This window comes from Nocardioides sp. Root122 (assembly GCF_001425025.1).
In the GTDB taxonomy this organism is placed as follows: Bacteria; Actinomycetota; Actinomycetes; order Propionibacteriales; family Nocardioidaceae; genus Nocardioides.
In genome coordinates, this window is record NZ_LMDE01000010.1 from 41,237 (window position 1) to 65,619 (window position 24,383).

23 protein-coding genes are annotated in these 24,383 nt (G+C 72.1%); 14 read left to right on the forward strand and 9 right to left on the reverse strand.

Translation table 11 applies throughout. The features are described from left to right. Nucleotides 1-21: 21 nt before the first annotated feature. Together ASC64_RS09425 and ASC64_RS09430 are read right to left on the reverse strand one after the other, a co-directional pair. The gene (locus tag ASC64_RS09425) at nt 22-1,167 is read right to left on the reverse strand and encodes a PQQ-dependent sugar dehydrogenase (RefSeq protein WP_056907292.1); all 1,146 of its coding nucleotides are present in this window, start codon (nt 1,165-1,167) and stop codon (nt 22-24) included. 55 nt (nt 1,168-1,222) lie between these two features. Then, a complete protein-coding gene (locus ASC64_RS09430) occupies nt 1,223-2,122 on the reverse strand; it encodes a GNAT family N-acetyltransferase (protein ID WP_056907293.1) in 900 nt (299 codons plus the stop codon). A gap of 168 nt (nt 2,123-2,290) precedes the next feature. Between ASC64_RS09430 and ASC64_RS09435 the strand changes: the two genes are divergently transcribed. The 3 genes from ASC64_RS09435 (at nt 2,291) to ASC64_RS09445 (ending at nt 5,238) form a co-directional block, all read left to right on the forward strand. Next, a complete protein-coding gene (locus ASC64_RS09435) occupies nt 2,291-4,333 on the forward strand; it encodes an NAD(+) synthase (protein WP_056907294.1) in 2,043 nt (680 codons plus the stop codon). 103 nt (nt 4,334-4,436) lie between these two features. Then, on the forward strand, nt 4,437-4,820 hold the full coding sequence (locus ASC64_RS09440) for a hypothetical protein (RefSeq protein WP_056907295.1): 384 nt from the start codon (nt 4,437-4,439) through the stop codon (nt 4,818-4,820). A gap of 46 nt (nt 4,821-4,866) precedes the next feature. Further along, nucleotides 4,867-5,238: a hypothetical protein gene (locus ASC64_RS09445; protein ID WP_056907296.1), complete on the forward strand. Its 372-nt coding sequence runs from the start codon at nt 4,867-4,869 to the stop codon at nt 5,236-5,238. 45 nt (nt 5,239-5,283) lie between these two features. Here the strand turns inward: ASC64_RS09445 and ASC64_RS09450 are convergent, their stop codons facing one another. Next, nucleotides 5,284-6,585 (reverse strand): sensor histidine kinase, encoded by a 1,302-nt coding sequence (locus tag ASC64_RS09450; protein ID WP_056907297.1) that lies wholly within the window; start codon nt 6,583-6,585, stop codon nt 5,284-5,286. A gap of 1 nt (nt 6,586) precedes the next feature. Then, a complete protein-coding gene (locus ASC64_RS09455; RefSeq protein WP_056907298.1) occupies nt 6,587-7,291 on the reverse strand; it encodes a response regulator transcription factor in 705 nt (234 codons plus the stop codon). 101 nt (nt 7,292-7,392) lie between these two features. Between ASC64_RS09455 and ASC64_RS09460 the strand changes: the two genes are divergently transcribed. The 10 genes from ASC64_RS09460 (at nt 7,393) to ASC64_RS09500 (ending at nt 18,674) form a co-directional block, all read left to right on the forward strand. Further along, nucleotides 7,393-7,824, forward strand: coding sequence for a hypothetical protein (locus ASC64_RS09460; protein ID WP_156385109.1), 432 nt, complete (start codon nt 7,393-7,395; stop codon nt 7,822-7,824). 67 nt (nt 7,825-7,891) lie between these two features. Continuing rightward, nucleotides 7,892-8,512, forward strand: coding sequence for a hypothetical protein (locus tag ASC64_RS09465; RefSeq protein WP_056907300.1), 621 nt, complete (start codon nt 7,892-7,894; stop codon nt 8,510-8,512). Nucleotides 8,513-8,580: 68 nt separating this feature from the next. Next, on the forward strand, nt 8,581-9,924 hold the full coding sequence (glnA, locus tag ASC64_RS09470; RefSeq protein WP_056907301.1) for a type I glutamate--ammonia ligase: 1,344 nt from the start codon (nt 8,581-8,583) through the stop codon (nt 9,922-9,924). A gap of 22 nt (nt 9,925-9,946) precedes the next feature. Beyond that, nucleotides 9,947-10,663 carry a type 1 glutamine amidotransferase gene (locus ASC64_RS09475; RefSeq protein WP_056907302.1) on the forward strand — a complete coding sequence of 239 codons (717 nt, stop codon included), beginning with the start codon at nt 9,947-9,949 and terminating at the stop codon, nt 10,661-10,663. Beyond that, the gene (locus ASC64_RS09480; RefSeq protein ID WP_056907303.1) at nt 10,660-13,638 is read left to right on the forward strand and encodes a bifunctional [glutamine synthetase] adenylyltransferase/[glutamine synthetase]-adenylyl-L-tyrosine phosphorylase; all 2,979 of its coding nucleotides are present in this window, start codon (nt 10,660-10,662) and stop codon (nt 13,636-13,638) included. Before ASC64_RS09475 ends, ASC64_RS09480 begins: the two co-directional genes overlap by 4 nt. Before the next feature lie 43 nt (nt 13,639-13,681). Continuing rightward, nucleotides 13,682-14,329, forward strand: a complete 648-nt coding sequence (locus ASC64_RS09485) for a SatD family protein (RefSeq protein ID WP_056907304.1) — start codon at nt 13,682-13,684, stop codon at nt 14,327-14,329. Nucleotides 14,330-14,345: 16 nt separating this feature from the next. Then, nucleotides 14,346-15,074, forward strand: coding sequence for a hypothetical protein (locus ASC64_RS09490; protein WP_056907305.1), 729 nt, complete (start codon nt 14,346-14,348; stop codon nt 15,072-15,074). Between the two features lie 174 nt (nt 15,075-15,248). Then, nucleotides 15,249-15,413 (forward strand): hypothetical protein, encoded by a 165-nt coding sequence (locus ASC64_RS21645; RefSeq protein WP_200937655.1) that lies wholly within the window; start codon nt 15,249-15,251, stop codon nt 15,411-15,413. Nucleotides 15,414-15,417: 4 nt separating this feature from the next. Next, nucleotides 15,418-17,301, forward strand: a complete 1,884-nt coding sequence (locus tag ASC64_RS09495) for a hypothetical protein (RefSeq protein ID WP_056907306.1) — start codon at nt 15,418-15,420, stop codon at nt 17,299-17,301. Between the two features lie 209 nt (nt 17,302-17,510). Continuing rightward, the gene (locus ASC64_RS09500) at nt 17,511-18,674 is read left to right on the forward strand and encodes a glycosyltransferase (RefSeq protein ID WP_327152660.1); all 1,164 of its coding nucleotides are present in this window, start codon (nt 17,511-17,513) and stop codon (nt 18,672-18,674) included. Nucleotides 18,675-18,725: 51 nt separating this feature from the next. Here ASC64_RS09500 and ASC64_RS09505 read toward each other — a convergent pair whose 3' ends face one another. Then, the gene (locus ASC64_RS09505; RefSeq protein ID WP_056907308.1) at nt 18,726-20,177 is read right to left on the reverse strand and encodes a hypothetical protein; all 1,452 of its coding nucleotides are present in this window, start codon (nt 20,175-20,177) and stop codon (nt 18,726-18,728) included. 197 nt (nt 20,178-20,374) lie between these two features. Here ASC64_RS09505 and ASC64_RS09510 point away from each other — a divergent pair, with 197 nt between their 5' ends. Continuing rightward, entirely contained in the window at nt 20,375-21,583 is a 1,209-nt protein-coding gene (locus tag ASC64_RS09510; RefSeq protein ID WP_200937657.1) for an MFS transporter, read from the forward strand. Here ASC64_RS09510 and ASC64_RS09515 read toward each other — a convergent pair. The 4 genes from ASC64_RS09515 to cobU form a co-directional block, all read right to left on the reverse strand. Beyond that, nucleotides 21,552-22,463, reverse strand: a complete 912-nt coding sequence (locus tag ASC64_RS09515) for a glutaminase (RefSeq protein WP_056907310.1) — start codon at nt 22,461-22,463, stop codon at nt 21,552-21,554. The genes ASC64_RS09510 and ASC64_RS09515 overlap by 32 nt on opposite strands. Nucleotides 22,464-22,497: 34 nt before the next feature. After that, nucleotides 22,498-23,046, reverse strand: a complete 549-nt coding sequence (locus ASC64_RS09520; protein WP_056907311.1) for a hypothetical protein — start codon at nt 23,044-23,046, stop codon at nt 22,498-22,500. A 315-nt stretch (nt 23,047-23,361) separates the two neighbouring features. After that, entirely contained in the window at nt 23,362-23,817 is a 456-nt protein-coding gene (locus ASC64_RS09525; RefSeq protein WP_056907312.1) for a hypothetical protein, read from the reverse strand. Nucleotides 23,818-23,838: 21 nt separating this feature from the next. After that, entirely contained in the window at nt 23,839-24,366 is a 528-nt protein-coding gene (gene cobU / locus ASC64_RS09530) for a bifunctional adenosylcobinamide kinase/adenosylcobinamide-phosphate guanylyltransferase (RefSeq protein ID WP_056907313.1), read from the reverse strand. Between the last annotated feature and the right edge of the window lie 17 nt (nt 24,367-24,383).

The window sequence follows — 24,383 nt, forward strand, 5'->3', positions numbered from 1 at the left end:
GGTCACCTCAAACCCGCGAGGTCAGCCCTGGGGAGAGACGCGCAGGACCCGGTCGTCGCCGTTGTCGGTGGTGATGAGCAGGTCGCCGTTGCGTGCAGCCGTGATCGAGCGGAGCCGGCCGTAGCGCTGGAGCTCGGCCGGCCGGGTCACCGACTGGAGCGCGCCCGCGGCGTCGAAGCGCATGAAGAGCACCTCGCCCGCCTTGAGCGCCGCCACGGCGAGGGTGCCGTCGAGGTCACCCCACCTCGCGCCGCTGACCCATGCCGCGCCGGAGGTCGCCAGCGTCGGGTTGCCCGAGGACCACTTCGCCTCCTGCTGCACGCCGGGGAGGGACTGGTCCGTCATGGGGACCTCCTCGTTGTAGCCCGGCACGGGGTTCCAGCCGTAGTCGCCACCCTTGACGAGGAGGTTGACCTCGTCGTCGCGATAGCTGCCGTGCTCCACCGACCAGAGCGACCCGTCGGGACGCTGGGCCAGGCCCTGCACGTTGCGGTGGCCGTAGGTCCAGACGAAGCGGCGCGCGGAGGATGCACCGGCATAGGGGTTGTCGGACATCGCGGCGCCGGTGTTGCGGTGCACGCGCAACACCTTGCCGCCGAGGGAGTCCAGGTCGCGCGGGTTGGTGCCGACGGCGGCGTCGCCGGTGCCGACGAGGAGTGCGTCGCTGCCCCGCTCGAGCAGCAGCCGGCAGCCGCCGTGGCGCCCGCTCGTCGAGGGCAGGCCCGAGATGATCGTGCGGCGGTGGGCGACCTTGCGCCAGCTCGCACTGACCCGCCACCGCGAGACCATGACCTCGGGGCCGCTGTCGGTCATGTGTCCGTGGCAGGCCCACAGGAGGCGACGGTCGGTGTCGACCGCCATCGACATCAGGCCCGTCTCGCCGGAGACCCACACGAGACGGGAGAGCCGGGCCAGCGTGCGCCGCTTGCCGTGGCGTACGACGTCGATGCGGGCGCGGTTGCGCTCGGTGACGAGCAGCCGCCCGCCGGGCGCCTGCTGCACGTCCCACGTGGTCTGCAGGCCGCGGGCGACGGTGCGGATCCTGAGCTCGGGAGCGGCGGCCCGGTCGCCGTGGCCCGGCGGTGCGGCGGCCTGGGCCGGGGCCAGCGCGAGCGTGGTGAGGAGGGACGCGGACAGGGCGACGGTGGTGCGGAGGTGGGGGCGCACGCCGGTGACGCTACGCGGGCGGCCGCTGGCGGTAAAGGGCCCCGCGGACCTCGGCTCAGCCGTCGTGGAGCGGCCGGGCGAGCTGGATCCCGACCCGCGTCGTGGCGTAGCCCAGCCGGGTGTTGAGGGCGCGCATCGCGGCGTTGCCGTCCTGCGTCCAGGTGTAGACCTCGGTGAGCCCGTGCTCGGCGGCCCACGCGAGGGTGCGCTGCTTGAGGTGGACCGCGAGCCCGCGCCCCCGCCAGTCACGGCGCACGGCCGTGAGCCCGTTCTCGGCGCGCGTCGGCTGGTCGGGGTCGAGGCCGAGACCCGCGCAGCCGACGACCTCGCCGTCCGCCAAGGCCAGGAACATGGGGTCGACCAACCACTCGCGCACCCAGTTCTCCCGGGTCACCTCCAGCGGGGTGTCGACCGCGAAGTCGGCGAGCACCTCGAGCCCGAACCGCTCGTACGCCGCCTCCCACAGGCCCGGACGCTCCTGCGCGGTGACGACCTCGATGTCGTCGGGGGGCGGCGTCGGCTCGACAGGACCGTCGAGGTGGAAGGTCTGCTCGACCTCCCGGTTGACCTCGACGAACCCGAAGCGGTGGGCGAAGGCCATCGAGTCGTCGTCGTCGGCACCGGAGCGCAGGGTCTCCACCCCGAGGGTCCGGACGTGCTCGACGAGGTGCTCCAGCAGCGCGGTGCCGACGCCGTGGCGGCGGTGCTCGGGCAGCACGCGGGGGGTCACCGAGCCGCCGCCGGCCATGCTCGAGCGGTCGGCCAGGCCGTGGCCCACGACGACGCCGTCCCTGCGGGCGAGCACCATCAGCCGGTCGGGGGAGCTGCTCTCCCGCAGCTCGGCGACGGAGATGGTGCGCTCGTAGGGGAGGACCGCGATCCGCACCTGGCGCCAGGCCTCGTAGTCGTCGTCGGTGACGCAGGGGCTGATGTCGAGGGCCGGATCCGTGGGCATGGGTGCACCTTCGCGCCGGGGCGTCGCGGTAGTCCAGTGGATTTCGGTCGTCAGATGGACGTCGGGCCGACCGTTTGCCACTGGACTACCCGCGGGGGGCAGCCATTCCTCACTGGACTACCCGCACGGGCGGGCCGGCGGGATCGGCGCCTTCCCTAGAGTGAGGGCGTGGACTTCTACTCCGCCTACGCCCAGGGGTTCGCCCGCATCGCGGCCGTGACCCTGCCCGTGCACCTCGCCGACCCCGCCGCCAACGCGGCCAGCGTCATCGAGCAGGCGCGCGCCTGCCACGACGACCACGTCGCGGTCGCGGTGTTCCCCGAGCTGTGCCTGACCGGCTACTCGGTCGACGACCTCTTCCTGCAGGACGCCCTGCTGGGCGCGGTGGAGGAGGCGATCGCGGAGATCGTCGCGGCCAGCGAGGACATCATGACGGCGCTGGTCGTCGGCGCGCCGCTCGTGCACGAGAACCGGGTCTTCAACTGCGCCGTCGTGGTGCACCGCGGCGCGATCCTCGGCGTCGCGCCGAAGTCCTACCTCCCCAACTACCGCGAGTTCTACGAGCGTCGCTGGTTCGCCCCGGGCGACGACCGCGAGCTCGAGTGGATCACCGTCGCCGGCCAGGACGTCCGCTTCGGCCCCGACCTGATCTTCCGGTGCCTCGACGTGCCCGGCCTCGACCTCCACGTCGAGGTCTGCGAGGACATGTGGGTGCCGGTCCCGCCGAGCGCCGAGGCGGCGCTGGCCGGGGCGACGGTGCTGGCGAACCTCAGCGGCTCACCGATCACGGTGGCCCGGGCCGAGGACCGCCGGCTGCTGGTGCGCAGCGCGAGCGCGCGCTGCGCGGCGGCGTACGTCTATGCGGCGGCGGGGCAGGGGGAGTCGACCACCGACCTCAGCTGGGACGGCCAGACGATGGTCTACGAGTGCGGCTCGCTGCTGGGGGAGAGCGAGCGGTTCCCCGACGGGCCCCGCCGCACGGTCGTGGACGTCGACCTCGACCTGGTGCGCCAGGAGCGGATGCGGCAGGTGACCTTCGACGACAACCGGCGCACCCACCGCGAGCGGGTCAACCGGTTCCGCACCGTCGAGTGGCAGCTCGAGCCGCCGGCCGGCGACATCGGGCTGCTCCGCAAGGTCGACCGCTACCCCTTCGTCCCCGACGACCCCGAGCGCCTCGCGCTCGACTGCTACGAGGCCTACAACATCCAGGTGTCGGGGCTCGAGCAGCGGCTCAACGCGATCGGCTCGCCCAAGGCCGTCATCGGCGTCAGCGGCGGACTCGACTCCACGCACGCCCTGATCGTCGCCTGCAAGGCGATGGACCGGCTCGGGCGCCCGCGCAGCGACGTGCTCGCCTTCACGATGCCCGGCTTCGCGACCGGCTCGACCAGCAAGTCGTACGCCACCCGGCTCTCGCAGGCGCTCGGCGTGACCTTCGAGGAGCTCGACATCCGGCCGGCTGCCGAGCAGATGCTCAAGGACCTCGGCCACCCCTACGCCGAGGGCGAGAAGGTCTACGACGTCACCTTCGAGAACGTCCAGGCCGGCCTGCGCTACGACTACCTCTTCCGGCTCGCCAACCAGCGCGGCGGCATCGTCGTCGGCACCGGTGACCTCTCCGAGCTCGCTCTGGGCTGGTGCACCTACGGCGTGGGCGACCAGATGTCGCACTACACCGTCAACGCCGGCGTCCCGAAGACGCTCGTGCAGCACCTGATCCGGTGGGTGATCAGCCACGGTGAGTTCGACGAGACCGTCGGTGAGCTGCTGGGCGAGATCCTCACGCAGGAGATCACCCCCGAGCTGATCCCGATCGAGGAGGGGAAGAAGCCGCAGGCGACCCAGGACACGGTCGGCCCCTACAACCTGCAGGACTTCACCCTCGCGCTCGTGGTGCGCCACGGCTTCCGGCCGCGCAAGATCGCCTTCCTCGCGTGGCACGCGTGGCAGGACGTCGAGAGCGGGGAGTGGCCACCCGGCTTCCCCGACGACGCCCGGGTGGCCTACTCGCTCGAGGAGGTCCGCACGTGGCTGCAGGTCTTCGTGAAGCGGTTCTTCGCCAACCAGTTCAAGCGCTCGGCGCTGCCCAACGGACCCAAGGTCAGCCCGAGCGGGACGATGAGCCCGCGCGGCGACTGGCGGATGCCGAGCGACGCCAAGGGCACCGCCTGGCTGGCCGAGATCGAGCGGGACGTGCCGACGGCCTGACGCCTTTTGCCGGGCCTTAACGGCGGGCTGGAGCGCGGTTAGCCGCGCTCGGGCGAGCCTCCTTCCATGACGCCGCACCAGCGGCGACCGAGGAGGAGGAACAGTGCAGAAGAAGCTTGTCATCGGCGGTGTCGCCGCGGCCGTGGTCGTGGCCGGCGCCGGGACCTGGTGGGCCGTCGACCGCTCGGCGGAGGCGCAGACCACGGAGCGCGGCACGTGCGGCGGCGCGACGTGGGAGCTCAGCATGGAGGCCGAGGACGGCGGGGTCGAGGTCAGCGCCGAGATCCAGTCGGCGGGCCCCGGCGAGGCGTGGGAGGTCGCGCTGCTGCGCGGCGACACGGCCCTGCTCGAGGGCACCCGCACGACGGACGACGACGGCGAGATCGACGTCGACGCGTTCACCGCGGACGACACCGCGGACGCGATCTACACCGCCACCTTCACCCCGGCCGAGGGCGAGCCCTGCACGGCCTCGCTCGCGTCCTGAGCCACGCCGCACCACCCACACCCGATCACCCCTGAGGAGAAACGACATGAAGAAGATCCTGGCCGCCGGCGTCGCTGCCGCCGCCGCTGCCGGCTCGACGCTGCTGGTCGCCACCCCAGCCCACGCCGACGTCGAGCGCACCGGCACCTGCGCCGGTGCGACGTACGAGCTCACCGTCGACCGCGAGCGCGGCGGCTTCGAGGTCGACGCCGACCTCGACGGCACGAGGCCGGGCAGCTCCTGGCGCGTCGCGATCCGGCACGACGGCGAGGTCGTGACCTCGAAGGTCCGCACCGCCGACCGCGAGGGCGAGATCGACGTCGACACCTGGCGGCGCAACACTGCCGGCTCCGACACCTTCCGGCTCACCGTGACGCCCGCCGGCGGAGCGGCGTGCTCGGTGAAGGTCACCGTCTGAGCGCAGTCGCACCTGCAACCACACCCATGGGACACGGAGCCCGGGTCAGGCCGTCCGCAACGTGACGGCGACCCGGGCTCCGCCCATGTCCGAGGACCCGGCCCGCAGCTCGCCGCCGGACTCGGCGGCGGTCCGGCTGGCGATGGACAGGCCGAGCCCGGTCGACCCCGCCCCGCTCGCGCCCCGCCCCGTCGCGTCGAGGCCGGCGGGCAGGCCCGGACCGGCGTCCTCCACCACCAGCTCGACCCGGTCGTCCCGTGCGTGCAGCGACACTCGTACGGCGTCGTCGTCGGCGGTGTGGGTGAAGACGTTGTCGAGCAGCACGTCCACCATCGCCTCGAGGTCGGCCCGGCTGGTGCGCAGGAGCGGTCCGGAGGTGGCCAGGTCGAGCTCGAACGGGCGTCCGAGGTCCTCGGCCAGCGGCGCCCAGTGGCGGACGCGCTCCGCGATGACGGGCACGGCGTCGGTGCGGGGGTCGAGGCCCTCGCGCTCGGACCGCCGGGCCTCCCGCACGATCTCGTCCACGGTCGCCTGCAACGCGTCGAGGTCGCCACCCAGCCGCTCGCGCAGGTCGGTGTCCTCGACGGCCTCGACGCGCAGCCGCAGCGCCGTCACGGGCGTGCGCAGCCGGTGCGACAGGTCGGCCACCGACTCGCGCTCGCGGGTCAGGAGCAGCTGGATCCGGCCGACCAGGCGGTCGATGGCGGCACCGAGCTCCTTCACCTCGGCCGGGCCGTCGACGTCGGCCACCGCGGCGGGCTCGCCGGGGTGGCCGAGCGACTGCGTGTGCGTGGCCAGGCGCCGGATGGGCTGCACGAACGACCGGCCGAGGCGGTCGACGACGACGAGCGAGCCGGCGAGCAGGACGAGCGCCAGCAGCGCCAGCAGGCCCCAGGCGACCCCGACGACGGAGTCGAGGCCGGGCTCGTCGACGACCACCCGGATCACCGGCGTCTGGGAGGGGAGGGCCGAGCTGCCGCCGCGCGAGACCGGGACCAGGATCTGCGACCCGCCGGCCACGTCGTCGACGCGTGCCCGGCCGGTGTTGCGGGCGTCGAGCACGCGCTCGTCCTCGCCCGGGTCCGGCCCGACCCCGGTGCCGTCGGGGTAGAGCACCGTGACCAGGGCGTGGGGTTCGTCGTCGTTGAGCCGGTCGACGTAGACCGCGACCGAGCCCTTGTCGTCGTGGCGCGACACCACGGTCTCGACGGCCTGCACCTCGAGCGCGGCCCGGGCCAGACGGTCCTCGAGCGCATAGCTGCGGACCAGGATCGCCATCGGCACGAGCATCGCGAGCAGCACCATCGAGATCGCCGCAGCGGCCGTGACGAGGAGGCTGCGCCGCACCTCAGTCGCCCTCGTCCGGCTGGTCGTCGGGGGGTGCGAGCCGTACGCCCACACCGCGGACGGTGGTCAGGTAGCGCGGCGCGGCGGCGGTCTCGCCCAGCTTGCGACGCAGCCAGGACAGGTGGACGTCGACGGTCTTGTCCGACCCGCCCCACGGCTGGCGCCAGACCTCGACCAGCAGGTCGCGCTTCGTCACCACCTCGCCCGGGCGCTCGGCCAGGTGGGCGAGCAGGTCGAACTCGCGCGGGGTCAGCTCGACCTCGCGACCGTCGAGGTGCACGCGCCGCCCGGCCAGGTCGATGGTGAGGCCACCGACGGTGAGGGTGGCGGGTCGCTCCCGCCCGGACGCCACCCGGCGCAGCACCGCGCGGACCCGCGCGTCGAGCTGGGCGCTGGTGAACGGCTTGACGACGTAGTCGTCCGCCCCGGCGTCGAGCGCGCCGACCAGTGACGGGTCGTCGTCGCGGGCGCTGGCGATGATGACCGGCACCTGGCTGACGGCACGCAGCATGGACAGCACCTGGGTGCCGTCGACATCGGGGAGGCCGAGGTCGAGGACGACGAGGTCGGGGGAGGAGTCGACGGCGAGCTGCAGCCCGGCCATGCCGGACGGCGCCGAGGTGACGGTGTGGCCGAGCTCGCGCAGCGCCTTCACCAGCAACGGCCTGATCCGGTCGTCGTCCTCGATGATCAGCACCTCGGCCACGCAGGGAACGTACCGTCCACGACCACGTGCGGCGCGGCCCTTAGCCGTCCCTTAACCACGGCCTGACCTCCCGATGGGACGGGACCGGGCACGATGGGCCGGTGAGACGTCGGATGCTGCTCGTCGGCCTGTGGGCCGTCGTCACCGCCGTGGCGGTGCTCGCCGGGGTTCTCGCCATCTCGACCGTGGGCGCCACCATCCGCGACCGCGGTCCGGTCGGCGACGAGGTCGCCCGCGACACCGCGGTGCGGCTGACGGACCTGCCGTCGCCCGACGGCCCGAAGGTCCGCGACGAGGTGTCCGGCGAGTGGGGCGCGTTCGTCGTCGAGTGCCGCGACACCTGGGCGTACGGCGTCGCCGCCCGGCCCGACCGCGCCGCCGGCTGGCGGGTGGTGAGCTGGGAGAAGGGCCCTGACGACGACGTCGACGCGGTCTTCAGCGACGGCCGCAACTCGGTCGACCTGGAGGTGTTCTGCAACCGGGGCCGGCCGACGCTCGCCGAGCTCGAGCGCAACACGCTCGGCGACGACTGAGGTTCGTGCAACCTTTCTCCCCACAGGTGCGTCCAGTCTGCGTCCGCACCATCACGGGGAGAGATCCATGAACGTCCGCACCACCGTCCGTACTGCCGTCCGTACCGCCGCCGGCGGCGCCCTGCTCGCCGCCCTCGCCGCGCCGTCCGCAGCCGCGCCCGCCGCGACGGACCGCGACGTCCGCGGCGCCGCGCCGCGCACCGCGCTGACCTTCACCGTCGAGGACTGCGAGGGCTGCGAGATCCAGCTCGTCAACGCGCGCAGCACCCTCGACGCCGACGTCGTCCACGTCTGGGAGTCCCGCACCAAGGAGGTCGAGGACGGGTCAGTCACCTTCTCGATCCCCACCCGGCGCACCTGGGGCATGTCGGCGACCGTGGTCGCGCCCTGGGAGGGCCACACCGGCTACCGCACCACCGTCGCGTGGCGCTACAACGGCAAGCGTGTCGGCGACCCCGTCACCCTCGAGGAGGCGGTCACCAGGACGAAGGCATCGGCGTGCTGGGAGGGCGTGCGTAGCCGCCGGGTCACCGTCCCGCTCGTCGTCGAGAAGGTCCGGGTGGCCGGGGTCCACGAGGAGGTCGAGGGCAGCATCGCGTTCGTGCCGACGACCCAGAGCTGGCTGCGGCCGATGCGCGAGGTCTGGGACGGCGTGCTGGGGTCGCAGGACGTCAACATCTGCCACTGACGGCCCCGGCCTGCCACTCCGCGTGGTCACGTGCGGGGCGTCCCGCACGTGACCCCTAGGCTGGTGCCATGGGCAAGCAAGAGGACTTCGTACTCCGCGCGCTCGAGGAGCGTGACGTCCGGTTCGTGCGGCTGTGGTTCACCGACGTGCTCGGCTTCCTCAAGAGCGTGAGCGTCGCTCCGGCCGAGCTGGAGAACGCCTTCGACGAGGGCATCGGCTTCGACGGCTCGGCCATCGAGGGGTTCGCCCGCGTCTACGAGTCCGACATGCTCGCCCACCCGGACGCCTCGACGTTCCAGATCCTGCCGTGGCGCGGAGGGGACGACGGCCCGGCGACCGCGCGGATGTTCTGCGACATCGTGATGCCCGACGGCAGCCCGTCCTATGCCGACCCGCGCCACGTGCTCAAGCGCACGCTCAGCAAGGCCGCCGACCAGGGGTTCACCTTCTACACGCACCCCGAGATCGAGTTCTACCTGTTCAAGGACGTGCCCGGGAAGGGCGACGAGCCGCAGCCGGTGGACCGCAGCGGCTTCTTCGACCACACCGCCCAGTCGCGCGGCGCCGACTTCCGTCGCGACGCGATCACCATGCTCGAGGCGATGGGCATCTCGGTGGAGTTCAGCCACCACGAGGGCGGCCCCGGCCAGCAGGAGATCGACCTCCGCTACGCCGACGCGCTGACCACGGCCGACAACATCATGACCTTCCGCACCGTGGTGCGTGAGGTCGCGCTGAGCCACGACATCTGGGCGTCCTTCATGCCCAAGCCGTTCACCACCCACCCCGGGTCGGGCATGCACACGCACGTGTCGTTGTTCGAGGGCGACCGCAACGCCTTCTTCGAGGCCGGCGCGCAATACCAGCTGTCCAAGACCGGCCGGCAGTTCATCGCCGGGATCCTGCGTCACGCCAGCGAGATCAGCGTGGTGACCAACCAGTGGGTCAACTCCTACAAGCGGCTGCTCGGCGGCGGCGAGGCGCCGTCCTCGATCTGCTGGGGCCACAACAACCGGTCCGCGATGGTCCGCGTGCCGATGTACAAGCCCAACAAGGGGCAGTCGACGCGCGTCGAGCTCCGCACGATCGACCCGGCCTGCAACCCCTACCTCGCCTTCGCCGTGACGCTCGCCGCCGGGATGAAGGGCATCGAGGAGGGCTACGAGCTGCCCCGCGAGGCCGAGGACGACGTCTGGTCGCTGACCGAGCGCGAGCGCAAGGCGCTCGGCATCGCGCCGCTGCCCAAGAGCCTGTGGGACGCGATCGGCATCGCGGAGGACTCCGAGCTGCTCGCCGAGACCCTGGGCGAGCACGTCTTCGACTTCTTCCTGCGCAACAAGCGCGCGGAGTGGGAGGAGTACCGCACCCAGGTCTCCGCCTTCGAGCGGGACCGGATGCTGCCGGTCCTCTGACCGGGTCGAGGGGCGTGACGGGGTGAGCGCGCGCGTCCTCGTGGTCGAGCACCAGGAGTCCTGCCCTGCCCACCTCGTGGGCGACTGGCTCGAGGCCGGCGGCTGCACCCTGGAGGTGTGCCGGCCCTACGCCGGGGACGACGTCCCCGCCCTGACGGCGTACGACGGCGCGCTGGTGCTGGGCGGTGACATGGGTGCCCACGACGACGAGACGGTCGCGTGGTTGGCGCCGCTGAAGGAGCGGGTCCGCGACGCCGCCGCGGCGGGGACGCCGATGCTGGGGATCTGCCTGGGCCACCAGGTGATGGCCGCCGCGCTCGGCGGACGCGTCGCGCCCAACCCGCGCGGGCAGACCGTCGGCCTGCAGCCCGTGGGCTGGAGCGCGGAGGCGGCCACCGACGACTGGGTCGGCGGGCACACGGGCACGGAGGTCGCGGTGCACTGGAACAGCGACGTCGTCGTCGACCTTCCCTCGGGCGCGGTCGTGCTGGCGCGCACCCCCGACGGCGAGGTGCAGGTCGCGCGCTTCGCCCCGCGGGCGTGGGGCGTCCAGGCGCACCCGGAGGTCGACGTCGAGATCCTGCGGCGCTGGGCGGAGTCCGACCGCGACGACCACGTCTCGATGGGCATCGACCAGGAGCGGGTGCTCGCCGACATCGAGGCGGCCGCTGGGGCGCTCCCGGGCCACTGGCAGCCGATCGTCGAGCGCTTCGCAGCGATCGTGGGAGGAGCGCGATGACGTCCACCGGCTCCTTCGTGCGGATCGGCTTCGTCGACGGGGCCGCCGCGGCGGAGGGCATCGAGCGGCTCGGCCAGGCCGGTCCTCCGCTGACCGACCACCTGGCCGCCACCGCCGACCCCGATGCCGCACTTGCCGGGCTGCTGCGGCTCTCCGACGCCCTCGACAAGCAGGAGCCCGGCGCGGGGCCGGCCATGCTCGCCGAGCTCGCCGACGACGAGGGCACGGCCATGCGGCTGTGCTGCGTGCTCGGCGCCAGCGCCGCGCTGACCACCCACCTGGTCCGCCACCCCGAGCACTGGCGCGAGCTCACCGACCCGACGCTCGGCAGCACCCGGATGCCGGCGTACGCCGTGCGCGAGTGCCTGCTCACCGCGGTCGGCGCCGATCCGCACGCCGCGACCCCCGTGTCGTCGATGCCGGACGCGCACGCGGTCGACGCGCTGCGGGTGGAGTACCGCCGGGTGCTGCTCCGGCTCGCGTCACGCGACCTGGCCCACCACGTCGGCCTCGACGACGCTGCCGCCGAGATCTCCGACCTCGCCGCCGCGACGCTCGAGGCCGGGCTGGCGGTGGCCCGCACCCGGGTGGGCGAACCGGCGGCCACCGCCCGGCTGGCCGTGATCGCGATGGGCAAGTGCGGCGGCCACGAGCTCAACTACATCTCCGACGTCGACGTGGTCTTCGCCTACGAGCCCGCCGAGGGCGCCGACGAGGGCACGGCCCTGCGCACCGCCACCCAGCTGGCCTCGCACCTGATGCGGATCTGCTCCGACCACACGCGCGAGGGCAGCATCTGGCCGGTCGACGCGAACCTGCGCCCCGAGGGCAGCCAGGGGCCGCTGGTCCGCACGCTGGCCAGCCACCGCGGCTACTACGAGAAGTGGGCCAAGACCTGGGAGTTCCAGGCGCTGCTCAAGGCCAGGCCGGTGGCCGGCGACGCCGAGCTGGGCCGCGACTACCTCGAGATCATCGAGCCGATGGTGTGGAGCGCCGCCGAGCGGGACGGCTTCGTCGGTGACGTCCAGGCGATGCGGCGCCGGGTCGTCGAGCACATCCCGGCGCGCGAGGTCGACCGTCAGCTCAAGCTGGGCCCGGGCGGGCTGCGCGACGTCGAGTTCGCCGTCCAGCTGCTCCAGCTCGTGCACGGCCGCGCCGACCCGTCCTTGCGCGAGGGGGCCACCCTGAGTGCGCTCGCCCGGCTGACCGCCGGTGGCTACGTCGGCCGCGAGGACGGCGAGAAGCTGCACGAGGCCTACACCTTCCTGCGCACCCTGGAGCACCGGATCCAGCTCCACCAGCTGCGTCGTACGCACGTCCTGCCCGAGGACGAGGCGTCCCTGCGCCGGCTGGGCCGCTCGCTCGGGCTGTTCTCCGAGCCGGTCGCGCAGCTCGACAAGCAGCTGCGCTACCACCGCCGCGAGGTGCGCCGGCTCCACGAGAAGCTCTTCTACCGCCCGCTGCTCGGCGCCGTCGCCAAGCTCGCCGGCCCCGAGGCCCGCCTCTCGCTCGAAGCGGCCGAGGCACGGCTCGCCGCGCTCGGCTACGCCGACCCGAAGGCGGCGCTACGCCACCTCGAGGCGCTCACCAGCGGGGTCTCGCGCACCTCCGACATCCAGCGCACGCTGCTGCCGGTGCTGCTGGAGTGGTTCGCCGACTCGCCCGACCCCGATGCCGGGCTCTTCGGCTTCCGGCGGATCAGCGAGAGCCTCGGACGGACGCCGTGGTACCTCACGATGCTGCGCGACGAGGGCGAGGTCGCCGAGCGGCTGGCGTACGTCCTGGGCACCTCGCGCTACGCCACCGACCTGCTCGAGCGCGAGCCGCGGGGCGTGAAGATGCTGGGGGAGTCGCTCGTCCCGCTCAGCGCCGAGGCCGCCCTCACCGAGATGGAGGCGCTGGTCGAGCGCGCCGACTCACCCGAGGCCGCGGCCGTGGCGGTGCGGGCCGTGCGCCGTCGCGAGCTGCTGCGCATCGCGTGCGGTGAGCTGGTGGCGGGCACCGACGTGGCCGTCGTCGGGCGGGGCCTGAGCCGGCTCACCGACGCCACCCTGCAGGCCACCCTCGACATCGCCACCGAGTCGGTGCGGCGCCAGCGCGACCTCGACGCGGCGCCGAGCCGCATCGCGGTGATCGCGATGGGCCGCTACGGCGGCTTCGAGCTGTCCTACGGCAGCGACGCCGACGTGATGTTCGTGCACGACCCCGTCGAGGGCGTCGAGCCCCAGGTGGCGTCGTCGTTCGCCACGGCGGTGGTCGCGGAGGTGCGCCGGCTGCTGTCGCTCCCGGCCAGCGACCCTCCGCTGGAGGTCGACCCCGACCTCCGCCCGGAGGGCAAGAACGGCCCGATGGTCCGCACGGTGGAGTCCTACGCCGCCTACTACGCGAAGTGGTCGCACGTGTGGGAGTTCCAGGCGCTGCTGCGGGCCGACCCGGTGGCCGGCGACGAGGAGCTGCGGCGCGAGTTCACCGCGCTCATCGACCCGCTGCGGTTCCCGGCGGACGGCATCTCGGAGACGGACGTCGTGGAGGTCCGCCGGATCAAGGCGCGCGTCGACGTCGAGCGACTGCCCCGCGGGGCCGACCGGCAGACCCACCTCAAGCTGGGGCGCGGGGGACTGGCCGACGTGGAGTGGACCGTCCAGCTGCTCCAGATGCGGCACGCGGGTCGGGTCGAGGCGCTGCGGACCCCGCAGACACTGCCCGCGCTGGACGCGGCGACCGACGCAGGACTGATCGGGGCGGACGACGCGCGCACGCTCGCCGAGGCCTGGCGACTGGTGAGCCGGGTGCGCAACGCGGTCACCCTCGTGCGCGGCCGCCCTGCCGACCAGCTGCCGCGCGACGCCCGTGAACGGGCGGCGGTCGCGCGGGTGCTGGGCTACCCGCAGGGCTCCTCGGACCAGATGGTCAACGACTACCTCCGCACGACCCGGCGGGCGCACGCCGTGGTCGAACGGGTGTTCTGGGAGTGAATCTCTTTCCTTCATCCGCGCCAAGAGAAGGTATACTCTTCATATGGACGAGGTGAAGGACAAGGCTTCAGTCACGGTCATCGGCGACCTGGTGGGCTCGCGCCGGAGCCTCGACCGCACCGCGGTGCACGCCCGCTTCGAGCGGGCGATCGAGGCGATCAACGAGGAGTACGCACCGCCGGTGCCGCTGCGCATCGGCCTGGGTGACGAGTTCCAGGGCATCTTCGCCAGTCTCGGTGCAGCGATCGGGGCGACGCTGCGGCTCCGGATGGCGCTGCTGCCCGACGTCGACGTACGCCAGGGCATCGGCTGGGGGCGGGTGCTCGTGCTGTCCGAGGAGCCGCGGGTCGAGGACGGGCCCGGATGGTGGGCGGCCCGGGCCGCGATCGAGACCGTCGAGGGCTACGAGCGGAAGGCGCCGCTGCGCGCGGTGCGGACGGCGTACGTCGCTGCGGAGGGGGAGCAGGGGCCCGAGCCGGCGCTGGTGAACGCCGCCCTCATGTCGCGGGACGTCGTCGTCACCGGCCTGTCGGAGCGGTCGATGTCGGTGCTGGATGGTCTGATGAGAGGGCGGCGCCAGCAGGACATCGCCGACGACCTGGGCATCAGCCCCTCGGCGGTCTCCCAGCGGGTCCGCTCCGAGGGCCTCGGCGTCGTGCTGGCCGCCGACGAGCTGATGCGAGACCTGTGACGGAGAGGGGGAGTCGATGAGCTGGCTCGGGATCCTCCTGATCGGCTTCGCCGTGACCGACCTGGCCCACGCGGTGCGCAGGGTGAGGTTCTTCCCCGAGTGCGTGGGCGCCCTGGTGGCGCTCCTGGTCGGTGTGCTCTCCGGTCTCACCTCGGACCGCGACGTGCTCGCGCTCTTCGTGATCGTCGCCGTCGTGCTGGTCTGGGGGCTCTCGGTGACGTGGGGCTTCGGGCGCGACGGCCGTGCCTGGTTGCCCCTGACGGTCTTCGTCGTCGCCCTGTCCGTGGCCGTCGCGTGCTCGGGCCTCGCTCCCGCCGCCGGCGGCCCGCTGGGTTCGTGGCTCGACTCCGTGACCCTGCCGGCGCTCGGCGACGTCTCGGTCGACCGTTTCCTCCTGGTGCTCGGCGCCTTCGGCATCCAGCTCTCGACGGGCAACGTGCTGGTGCGGCTGATCCTCAAGTCCACCGGCACGATCCACCCGCGCGCCGACGGCGGGATGCCGCCGACCAAGCTCAAGGGCGGTCGCCTCCTCGGTCCGCTGGAGCGGGTGTTCATCCTCGCGCTCGCGCTGGGTGGTCAGGTCACCGCGGCTTCGGTCGTCGTGGCGGCGAAGGGGCTGCTGCGGTTTCCCGAGCTCTCCTCGCGCCGCGACCAGGAGCGGATCCACCAGCTGACGGAGTACTTCCTGCTGGGGTCGTTCGTGTCCTGGCTCGTGGCGCTCGGGTCGTACGTGCTGCTGGCGTAGCAATCCGGTCCACCGAACGCCCATTGACACGCCTCGTCCCGGGGAGGACGTTTGAAGCACTCGGGCCTCGTTGAGACCCTCTTCACCTGAGGATGGGGAATGACCACAACGATTGGTCCACGCGCTCGTTTCTGGTTGGAGACCGCTCTCGCGATCACCAGTGGCGCTGTTGGCTTGCTGACGATCATCTGGCACGACTGGCTCGAGGCGTTCGGGTGGGACCCCGACAACGGCAACGGTGTAGTCGAGTGGCTGGTCGCGATCGGCCTGATCGCGGTCGCCCTGGCCAGCGCGCTGGCCGCCCGGCGGCAGCGCCTGACACCGAGTACGGCCGGGTAGCGCCATGCCGTTCGACGACGATCGACCTGGTGGCGACGGCGGCTCTCGCTCCGACTGTTGCGACCTGGTCAACTGCACGCTCGACAAGATCGCGCGCGTTGCCCACGAGACCGCCAACGAGGTTCATCGCAACGGACGCACCCTGACGCAGATCGAGGAGTCCGTCTCGGCACTGCTTGCGTTGTACCGGGTCGTGCACCCAGACCAGGCAATGCAGCTGGATCGCCTCGGCGAGCTGGAGGCCAGGATCGCGGCGTGCTGTCCCTCGAAGGCCCCGCCCGATGATGGCCCCTACCACTACGAGCCCTGCCGCGCTGACGGCGGCGAAGGCAGCGGGTGGTCGGTGAAGACCCGCGCCCAGGTCGAGCCCGAGCAGACCGAGCGTCGCCCGGCGCGGTGGGTCATCGAGCCGCACACCCTCAACGACAGCGACGAGGTGCTGCCCCCTGTTCGTCAGGGACCCGTCGTCGGCCAGCTCACGCCGAGTCCGGAGACGCCACAGCCGATGGATTTCCGCGATGGAAGCGGACCCGTCCCAGGCGGCGCGCAGCAGCCGGTCACGTTCCGCACCTTCACCAGCGGCACCGCCAGCGAGGCGATCTGGCCACCAGACATGAGCGGAGCCAAGAGCGGCGACGTCGTCGTGATGTCTGGCAACCTGTGGCTCAGGCTCTCGGTCGACGGCGGCAAGACCTTCACCGACCTGGACTTCACGAAGATCTTCACCCAGGAGACGACCTACGGCGGGTGGGCCGGCGACCAGGTGGTGCACTACGTACCGGAGATCGACTGCTTCGTGCTCTACGTCCAGTCGACCAAGGGCAGCGGCACGAACGCCAACAAGAACGTCGTGAAGATTGCCATCGCCTCACCCGCCGACCTGAAGACGTTCAAGGGGCAGCGGGAGGCCTGGAAGAGGCAGTGGCACTTCACCTCCGACACCTTCGGCATCAACGCTTGGCTCGACTTCCCGGACCTCTCCTACGGCGCGGGCTACCTCTACGTCAACACCAACAGCTTCGCGGCCACCGCCGCGTCCACCAAGGCCGGCGATCCGGACCCGTTCGCGGGGAAGCTCTTCTTCGAGCTGCCGCTCGGCCAGATGAAGGCCGGCGGGAGGCTGTCGTTCTACTTCGGCTACCTCACCGAGGCGCTGCGCTACGGCTCCCCGACCCAGAACATCGGCGACGAGAACTACTGGGCGGCCCACATCAACAACGGGAAGATCCGCATCTACTCCTCCAAGGGAACCGAACAGAACTACTCCTGGCGCGACAGGTCCCTGCTGGCCAACTGGCCCCTCACGCCCGACAACAGTGCCGGCAAGCCCGACATCGTCTCCAAACCACCCGACGCAACCGACTGGATCAGCGAGGACAACCGCATCATCGGCGCGACGAAGGTCAACAACCAGCTCTGGTTCGCGTGGACGGCCGCGGCGGGGACCGGGACGGGAGGCGGGTTCAACTTCCCGCAGGCACACATCCAGATCGCGAAGGTCGACCTCGGCCAGGACTACAAGGTCGTCGACCAGACCCAGGTCTGGAACTCGGCCTATGCCTTTGCCTACCCCAGCTTGTGCACGAACTCCAACAATGAGGTCGGAATCAGCTGCGGGTGGGGCGGCGGCGCCAGCTACGGGAGCCACGTCGTTGGCATCCTCGGAGACTTCGTGCTTTGGTATGGCGAGCCGAGCGACCGGACCAGCACCGCCGCGACACCGACCAGGTTCGGCGACTACCTTCACGTACGCCTCGCCCACCCCGACACCCGGTTCTTCAGCGGCTTCGGTTACGCCGTCAAGAACGACACGCCGGCAGGAGAGAGGGCCGACTATCTGTACGTCGAGTTCGGACGAGAGGCCATCCCGAGCTCCGCACTGCACTGACTCACCAACCGACAGGCTTGCCGCCCAGCACGAGTCGCCACGACATTGCCGCTTGCCTGTTGAGGGCCGGGGTTTCGGTCGGTTCTCGTAGGGAGTGGTGATGACCCGACGCCCCAGCAGTCCACGTCCCCCGCGCCATGGCGCCGCGATCCGGGGTGCGATCCTGCCTTGCCGTGATGGGGGTCTGGTGGGAGCCTCGGTGAGTGCGCGTGCTGTGTGCGACGACGGCAAACGATGGCCACTTCGGGCCGCTCTTGCCGTTCGCGCGTGCGCTTGCTGGGGCGGGACATGAAGTTCGCGTGGCTGCGCCTGTGTCGTACGCGGGTGCGGTGGCAGGGGCAGGCTTTGCCCACGAACCATTCGCGGATGCGCCGCCCGAGCTGATAGGCCCGGTCATGGCCCGATTGCCTACCTTGGCCTTCGACGAGGCCGACGAGGTGGTCATTCGCGAGGTGTTCGGCCGGATCGACGCCCAGGCCGCGCTCCCGTCGCTGATGGCGACCGTGGATCGGTGGCGCCCCGATCTGGTGATGCGGGAGTCTGCCGAGCTCGCCTCACTCGCTGCTGCCGAGCGCGCAGGGGTGCCCCATGTTCACGTCTGCATCGGCATGCACGAAGTCGTTCCCCGATTCGCAGAGGCCATCGCGGATCCGTTGGATGAGCTGGGTCGGATGGCCGGACTGATCGACGGTCGTCTGCCGGCAGCGCTCGCCTCCGAGACGATCCTCAGCCTGGTGCCGGAGGTACTTGACCGTGCGAGCGGCCAGGAGCTGGCGGGTGGCGACGGCTTCTTGCGCTTCAACGAACCTCTGCTGTCCGTCAGCAGCTACCGCCTACCGGAGTGGGGCGACCCGGAGGCCCCCCTGGTCTACGTCACCTTCGGTTCGGTCACCGGTTCGTTGCCGCCGTTTGCTGGTGTCTTCCGCGAGGCGCTGGATGCGCTGGCCGACATCGAGGTACGGGTCCTGCTGACGGTCGGGCGGAGGATTGACCCCGCTGCTCTCGGGCTATTGCCGTCGAACGCCAGGGCCGAGCAATGGTGCCCGCAAGATGCCGTTCTCGAGCACGCGGCAGCGATGCTCGGACACGGCGGATTCGGCACGACCATGGGTGCCCTGACGGCGGGGGTCCCTCAGATGGTTGTGCCACTCTTCACCTTCGACCAAGTCGTCAACGGCCAACACGTTGCGGCGGTGGGCGCAGGGCTCACTGTCGAGAAGGGACCCGCATCAGTGGGACCGGCGGCAGCGCAAGTTCTGCGACTGTTGGAGGATCCGACCTTCGCTGTGGCGGCGCGCCGCATCGCAACGGCTTTACGGAACCTTCCGCCACCGACCGAAGCCATACCCTTCCTCACCGGCCTTGCCCGTTGAACGAGCAACGCTTACGTCCTTCCGCCGCGATTGCCCTACCGGCTCACCGAACTACGCCGGATAGATGTCCACGCCCACGGGCGCATCGAGGATCATCCGCGCCTTCTCCGGATGAATGCGGTGGGTGCCGGTGTGGTCGACGAGGAAGCCCTGGCCGTGTGGGGTCAACCAGACGTAGCGGCCCTCGCCGCACTGGCGAGACCTGTAGCCCGCGTGGGTCTTCCAGCGGTGGTGTCGTCGGCCGAGGGGGCCGGAGTTGTGGGAGCCGGTCTGGTCCGGCGGGGGATCTCGCGTCTCGTCGCCGTGGTCGTAGGGGACAGGGTGGTCGAGGTCGACCTTGCGGCTGGTGGAGCCGGCCCACGGCCAGTAGTCGCCGCCGGTGACGAGGTGGACCTGGTCGCGGAGTGACTCGGGGTGCTCGTACGCCGTGTAGCGGACGCGGTTGGAGAGGTCCTTGACCGGTTGGATCTTGATGATCGAGCCCCGCAGCAGCTCGGCGAGCCGAGCGATGGTGACCGGCCCGAATCCCTCGATGCGCGCGACACCGTCACCGCTGTGGAGAGCGGCCTCGTGCAGGTGGACGTGGAGCACCACCTTCGGTGCCAGAGGGCGGAGGTCGAGGTCGCGCAGGGCGTCGAGCAGGTCGGCGGGGAAGGCGAAGGCGCGCGACGGTGCCTGGCTCTCGGGCTCGGGCTCGTCGAACAGGGCATCCGCGTCGGGGTCGTTCGCGGACATCGAGTGCTCGACCAGCAGCGCGAAGAGCTCGGCGGGCCGCGCCAACCAGCCGAACGCCAGGGCGCGGAGCTCGTCGGGGGTGTCGTCGGGGTGACGGGGCGCGATGATCTCGCCGACCCGGTGGACGATGGCATCGACAGCAGCAGCGTCACCCGCTTCGAGGCGGGCGATGAGGGTGCGCAATCCGAACTCGTCGGTGCGGCCGGGGCCGACGTAGCGTCGCCGCCGCTCCGCCTCGCACCGCTCCTCGTGGAGCGCGGTGTCGGCCTCGATCACCTTGGCCTCGGCGACCTCGAGGACGCGACCGACGGACTCGCTGGCGATCATCCGGGAGACTGCGGAGTCGACGACGCCGACCTTGTCGGCCGGCAGGTGGCGGGAGAGCCTGGCGACACGGCGGGCCACCCAGACCTCGCACTCGCCGCGCCGGGTCACCGCCCACGTCAGGGGCAGGCGGTGCTCGAGGTCGAGGACGTCGGCGAGCATGTTGCTGGTCGCGGTGACGCCGGCGCCGCGGGCCAGGGCGATCTCGCCGAGACAGAAGTCCTGGACGCCCGGAGTGCCGTCACCGCCCACCTGCCGCAGCACGTTGCCGACACGCCGCGCCATGTGCCCGTCGGGGCCCTCGGTCGGGTCGGTCGAGTGGAGCACCGCCCACGCCGACAGCAGCTCCAGCTTGTGCACCTCGGCGAGCCGCGACGCCGCCTCGGCCTCCGTCGCGGCGGCCAGCAGCCCGTCCGCGTCGAGGTCGAGGAGGTCGCTTCCCATGACACGAACGCTACGCACCCCCACCGACACTCAGACCGCGATTTCACGCCTGGATCCACATGCCGGACACCTGTTTTCGAGCACCTGAGCGACCCGCTCGAAGACCTCGTCGGAAGCGGGATGCGGACGGCACGCCACCCATCGGAGAGGGTACGTCGTGGACCCCATAGAGCACGTCCACCACTAGGCTCCCGGCCGTGAGTGGGCGGGGGTCGGTCTGGCGTCAACCGGGCATGGCGCCCCTGGTGGCGATGACGTGCGCCGGCTTCTCCGGTTTCGCGGTGTTGCTCACGGTCGCTCCGCTGTGGGCCGTCGAGGGTGGCGCGTCGACCGCGGGCGCCGGGCTCGTGAACGGCGTGCTCCTGCTGTTCACCGTGCTGACCCAGCTGCTCGTGCCGCGCGCGCTGCGGTCCTTCGGGTGGGGACGGGTCCTCACGGTCGGCCTGGTGCTGCTGGGCGTCCCGGGCCTGCTCCTGTCGCTCGCCGACAGCCTTGAGGTGATCCTCGCGCTGTCCGCCGTGCGGGGTGTCGGGTTCGGTGTCCTCACCGTCTCGGGCAGTGCCGCCGTCGCCGCGCTCGTCGGCGCGGAGCGCCGCGGCGAGGCGATCGGGGCGTACGGCCTCGCGATCGCGGTGCCGAACCTCGTCATCCTCCCGGCGGGACCATGGATCGCCGAAGGCCTCGGCTACGGGGTGGCGTTCGCCCTGAGCGCGCTCCCGTTGGCCGGCATCCCCGCGGCTCACCGGCTCGCGTCCGCGCTGCGCCTCACGGCGCCGGACCTGCACCAGTCCTCGGACGCGACCTCCTCACCCGACGCAGGAGACGGCGCGCTGGTCGCCTACCGGCGGTTGCTGCGGCCGATGCTGCTGTTGCTGGCCGTCACCCTGGCGGGCGGAGCGGTGATCACGTTCGCGCCCCAGATGGTCGACGACGCGGCCGTCGCGACAGGCGGTCTGCTGCTGATGGGGGTGTCCGCGGCACTCAGCCGGTGGCGGCTCGGGGTGATCGCGGACCGACATGGCGCCCAGCCCTTCCTCGTACCCCTGGTCGTGCTGACGGGAGTGGCGATGGCGCTCGCGGCGTGGTCCGTGGCCGGAGGCGGGGGCGTGCGCACCGGCGCGTTCCTGGTCGCCCTGCTCCTCCTCGGCCTGTCCTACGGCGGGCTGCAGAACCTCACCCTGCTGATCTCCTTCGCGGCCGTCGACCGTCGGCACCACAACCTCGCCAGCGCGGTGTGGAACGTCGGCTTCGATGCGGGTACGGCGCTCGGCTCGGTGCTCGTCGGGGTGATCGCCGAGCTCACGTCGTTCTCGACCGCTCTGCTCGTCGCGGGGGCTGTCGCGATCGCGACGTTGCCCCTCGCCGTCCAGCGCCTCAGAACACCGTCCAGTCCGAGTACGTCGTGAACGCGTCGAGCGCCGCGAGCCCGGCGGCCGACGAACCCGACGGACCGAGCGAGGGGCTCCACACGCAGGCGACGCCTCGATCGGGGATCACGGCCAGGATGCCGCCGCCGACGCCGCTCTTGGCGGGGAGACCCACTCGGTAGGCGAACTCGCCCGCCGAGTCGTACGTCCCGCAGGTGAGCATCACGGCGTTGACCCGCTTCGTCTCGCGGGGGCTGAGCAGCTGGGTCCCGTCGGAGAGGACGCCGTCGCGGGCGAGGAACAGCCCGGCGAGAGCGAGCTCGCGGCACGTCATCGACAGCGCGCACTGCCGGACGTACTGGTCGATGACCTCCTCGACGGAGCCCTCGAGGTTGCCGTAGCTGGCCAGGAGGTGCGCGACCGCGAACGTGCGGTGAGCGGCGTCGAGCTCGGACCGCGCCACGTCGAGGTCGCTGTCGACGTCGCTCCGGCCGCTCTCGCGCCGCATCAGGTCGCGCAGTGCGCCGCTGGCGTCGCCGGTCAGTGCCTGCAGCCGGTCGGTCACGACGAGTGCGCCGGCGTTGATGAACGGGTTGCGCGGACGCCCGGCCTCCTGGTCGAGCTGGAGGAAGGAGTTGAACGGGTTGCCCGACGGCTCGCGGGAGACGCGCTCCCAGACCTTCTCGCCCTCGGCGGCGATGACCAGCGCGAGGGTGAACACCTTGCTGATGCTCTGGACCGAGAAGGGCACGTCGGCGTCACCGATGACGTGCACCTCGCCGTCGCACGAGGCGATCGCCATGCCGAACTGGTGCGGGTCCACCGACGCCAGGCCGGGGATGTACTCGGCCGGTCGGCCACGGCCGACCTCGGGCGCGGCGGCCTCCTGCGCGCGCAGCAGCGCGTCCTCGATCCTCACCCGGCCATCCTCGCGCAGGCGCGCGGGAACCGGGTCACCCCACGTCGACCGCCGCCGGGCCGGCCGGCAGGTCGTAGCGGCCGCGGGGGTCGCCGCCGTCGAGCTGGACGAGGACGTGGTGCGCCAGCCGGGCCTTGGTCGGCGCGAGGAACAAGCTCTGGCACGCGTAGGGCCCGCGCTGCCAGGTGTCGACCTGCTGGTGTCGGGCGCGGATCTCGAGGAGCTCGTGGGGTCGCCACTCCGGATGGGGGCGGCCGGTGGGAGGGGCGACCTGCTCGAGGGCGTCCCACTGTCCCATCCACAGCTTCACCTGCAGGTCGAGCGCGGCGGACAGGACGGCCGGGTGCTCGTCGACGAGGAGCATCCGGAGGTGGACCTGGTAGTGGTACGGCGTCCGCCGGCGACGCAGCACCCCGGCGCGGGCCGCGGCCGCGGCGAGGTCCGCCGCGCAGGCGGCGGGAACCCGGAGCCGGGCGGCGCACAGCCGGGCGGCGCTCGCCCAGTCGCCCGCCACGACGTCCGCGAGCGTGTCCAGGGCGGGAGCGAGGAGCCGCGCGCCCGGATGCGTGATGGCGATGGACATGTGGGTCCTCCTCCCGGTCGCCCACAGGCACTGGTCACAGCCTCCGTGCCCGCCCGCCGCAGCGGTGCGATCAGGAACCGATTTCCCGCGAACCGGGGACGCGGCGGGGGAGTGGGTGCCAGCGTCGCCTGACGGCGTCGGGCCGGGGCTCTGGCTGGCGCGGTCGAACACCTCGTGCGGCGTGCTCGTCGGTCCCGACGGCCGGAGCCGCTCCTTCGTGCCCGGAGCGGAGGGGATGGCGCTCACCGGGCCGGACCAGCTGTGGGTGGTCAGCGAGTCGGGGACCCGCCTCTACCAGGGGGCCGGCGGCCGGGGTCAGGTTCGAGGCGCTCGGCTGACGGCCTTGGTCTGGTCGGCGTCGGACCGGCGCGCTGCCCGGCGGGAGGCGACGCCCGCGTCGGTGCAGAAGCCGCCGCCGTGGTGCTTCAGGCAGAGCAGCCCGAGCAGCAGCCCGTCGCCGTCCACCACGGCGGCGCGGCGCTGTCCGGCCGCCTGCATCGAGCGGCGTACGTCGTCGGCGAGCAGGTCGGCCCCCACGGTCCGGCCCGCGAGCCGGGCGTGGGGGAGGACCGCGCCCCGGGCACCCTCAGGCCCGAGGAGGTCCTCGCGCACCAGCGTGCCGAGCAACGGCTCGCCCACGTGACCGCTCGACGTCAGCAGCACCATGTGGACGTGGGAGCTGGCGAAGACGGTGCGCACCTCGTCCACGGTCGCGGACCCATCGAGCACGATGGGCGACGCGAGCATCACCTCGGCCACGAGTGGGGTCATGGATCGACGATATGCCCGCCGCTACAGCCGCAGCACGCGCCCGGCGACGACGAGGTGAACCTCGTCGCAGGCCGCGGCGACGCGCTGGTTGACCGTGCCGAGCAGGTCGCGGAACAGCCGGCCGGAGCGGTGCTCCGGCACGACGCCCAGGCCGACCTCGTTGGTGACGAGGACGACGTCGAGGGAGCTGTCACGCAGCGTCTCGACCACCTCGTCGACGCGGGCAGAGACCAGGTCGTGGACCGTGTCGTTGTCCTGCTCCCACGCATCGGCCTCGTCGACCACGGCGGTGAGCCAGGTGCCGAGGCAGTCGACGAGGACGGGGTCGATGCCCTCGCGGATCGCCGTGGCCAGGTCCTGGGTCTCCAGGGTCTTCCACGACGCCGGGCGGCGGGCGCGGTGGGCGGCGACGCGTGCCCCCCAGTCGGGATCGGTCTCGACGTCGGGCGACGGGCCGGCAGCGACGTACGTCGCGGGGCCGTCACCCACCAGGGCCTCGGCGTGGGAGGACTTGCCCGACCGGACGCCGCCGGTGACCAGGATCCGCATGACGCGCATCCTCCCAG

Excerpts from the sequence above, each read along its gene's own strand:
- glnA (WP_056907301.1), top strand. The coding sequence starts at position 8,581 with ATGGGCAAGCAAGAGGACTTCGTACTCCGCGCGCTCGAGGAGCGTGAC.
- ASC64_RS09480 (WP_056907303.1), top strand. The coding sequence starts at position 10,660 with ATGACGTCCACCGGCTCCTTCGTGCGGATCGGCTTCGTCGACGGGGCC.
- ASC64_RS09485 (WP_056907304.1), top strand. The coding sequence starts at position 13,682 with ATGGACGAGGTGAAGGACAAGGCTTCAGTCACGGTCATCGGCGACCTG.
- cobU (WP_056907313.1), bottom strand. The coding sequence starts at position 24,366 with ATGCGGATCCTGGTCACCGGCGGCGTCCGGTCGGGCAAGTCCTCCCAC.
- ASC64_RS09445 (WP_056907296.1), top strand. The coding sequence starts at position 4,867 with ATGAAGAAGATCCTGGCCGCCGGCGTCGCTGCCGCCGCCGCTGCCGGC.
- ASC64_RS09525 (WP_056907312.1), bottom strand. The coding sequence starts at position 23,817 with ATGACCCCACTCGTGGCCGAGGTGATGCTCGCGTCGCCCATCGTGCTC.
- ASC64_RS09495 (WP_056907306.1), top strand. The coding sequence starts at position 15,418 with ATGCCGTTCGACGACGATCGACCTGGTGGCGACGGCGGCTCTCGCTCC.
- ASC64_RS09490 (WP_056907305.1), top strand. The coding sequence starts at position 14,346 with ATGAGCTGGCTCGGGATCCTCCTGATCGGCTTCGCCGTGACCGACCTG.
- ASC64_RS09430 (WP_056907293.1), bottom strand. The coding sequence starts at position 2,122 with ATGCCCACGGATCCGGCCCTCGACATCAGCCCCTGCGTCACCGACGAC.
- ASC64_RS09505 (WP_056907308.1), bottom strand. The coding sequence starts at position 20,177 with ATGGGAAGCGACCTCCTCGACCTCGACGCGGACGGGCTGCTGGCCGCC.
- ASC64_RS09520 (WP_056907311.1), bottom strand. The coding sequence starts at position 23,046 with ATGTCCATCGCCATCACGCATCCGGGCGCGCGGCTCCTCGCTCCCGCC.
- ASC64_RS09465 (WP_056907300.1), top strand. The coding sequence starts at position 7,892 with ATGAACGTCCGCACCACCGTCCGTACTGCCGTCCGTACCGCCGCCGGC.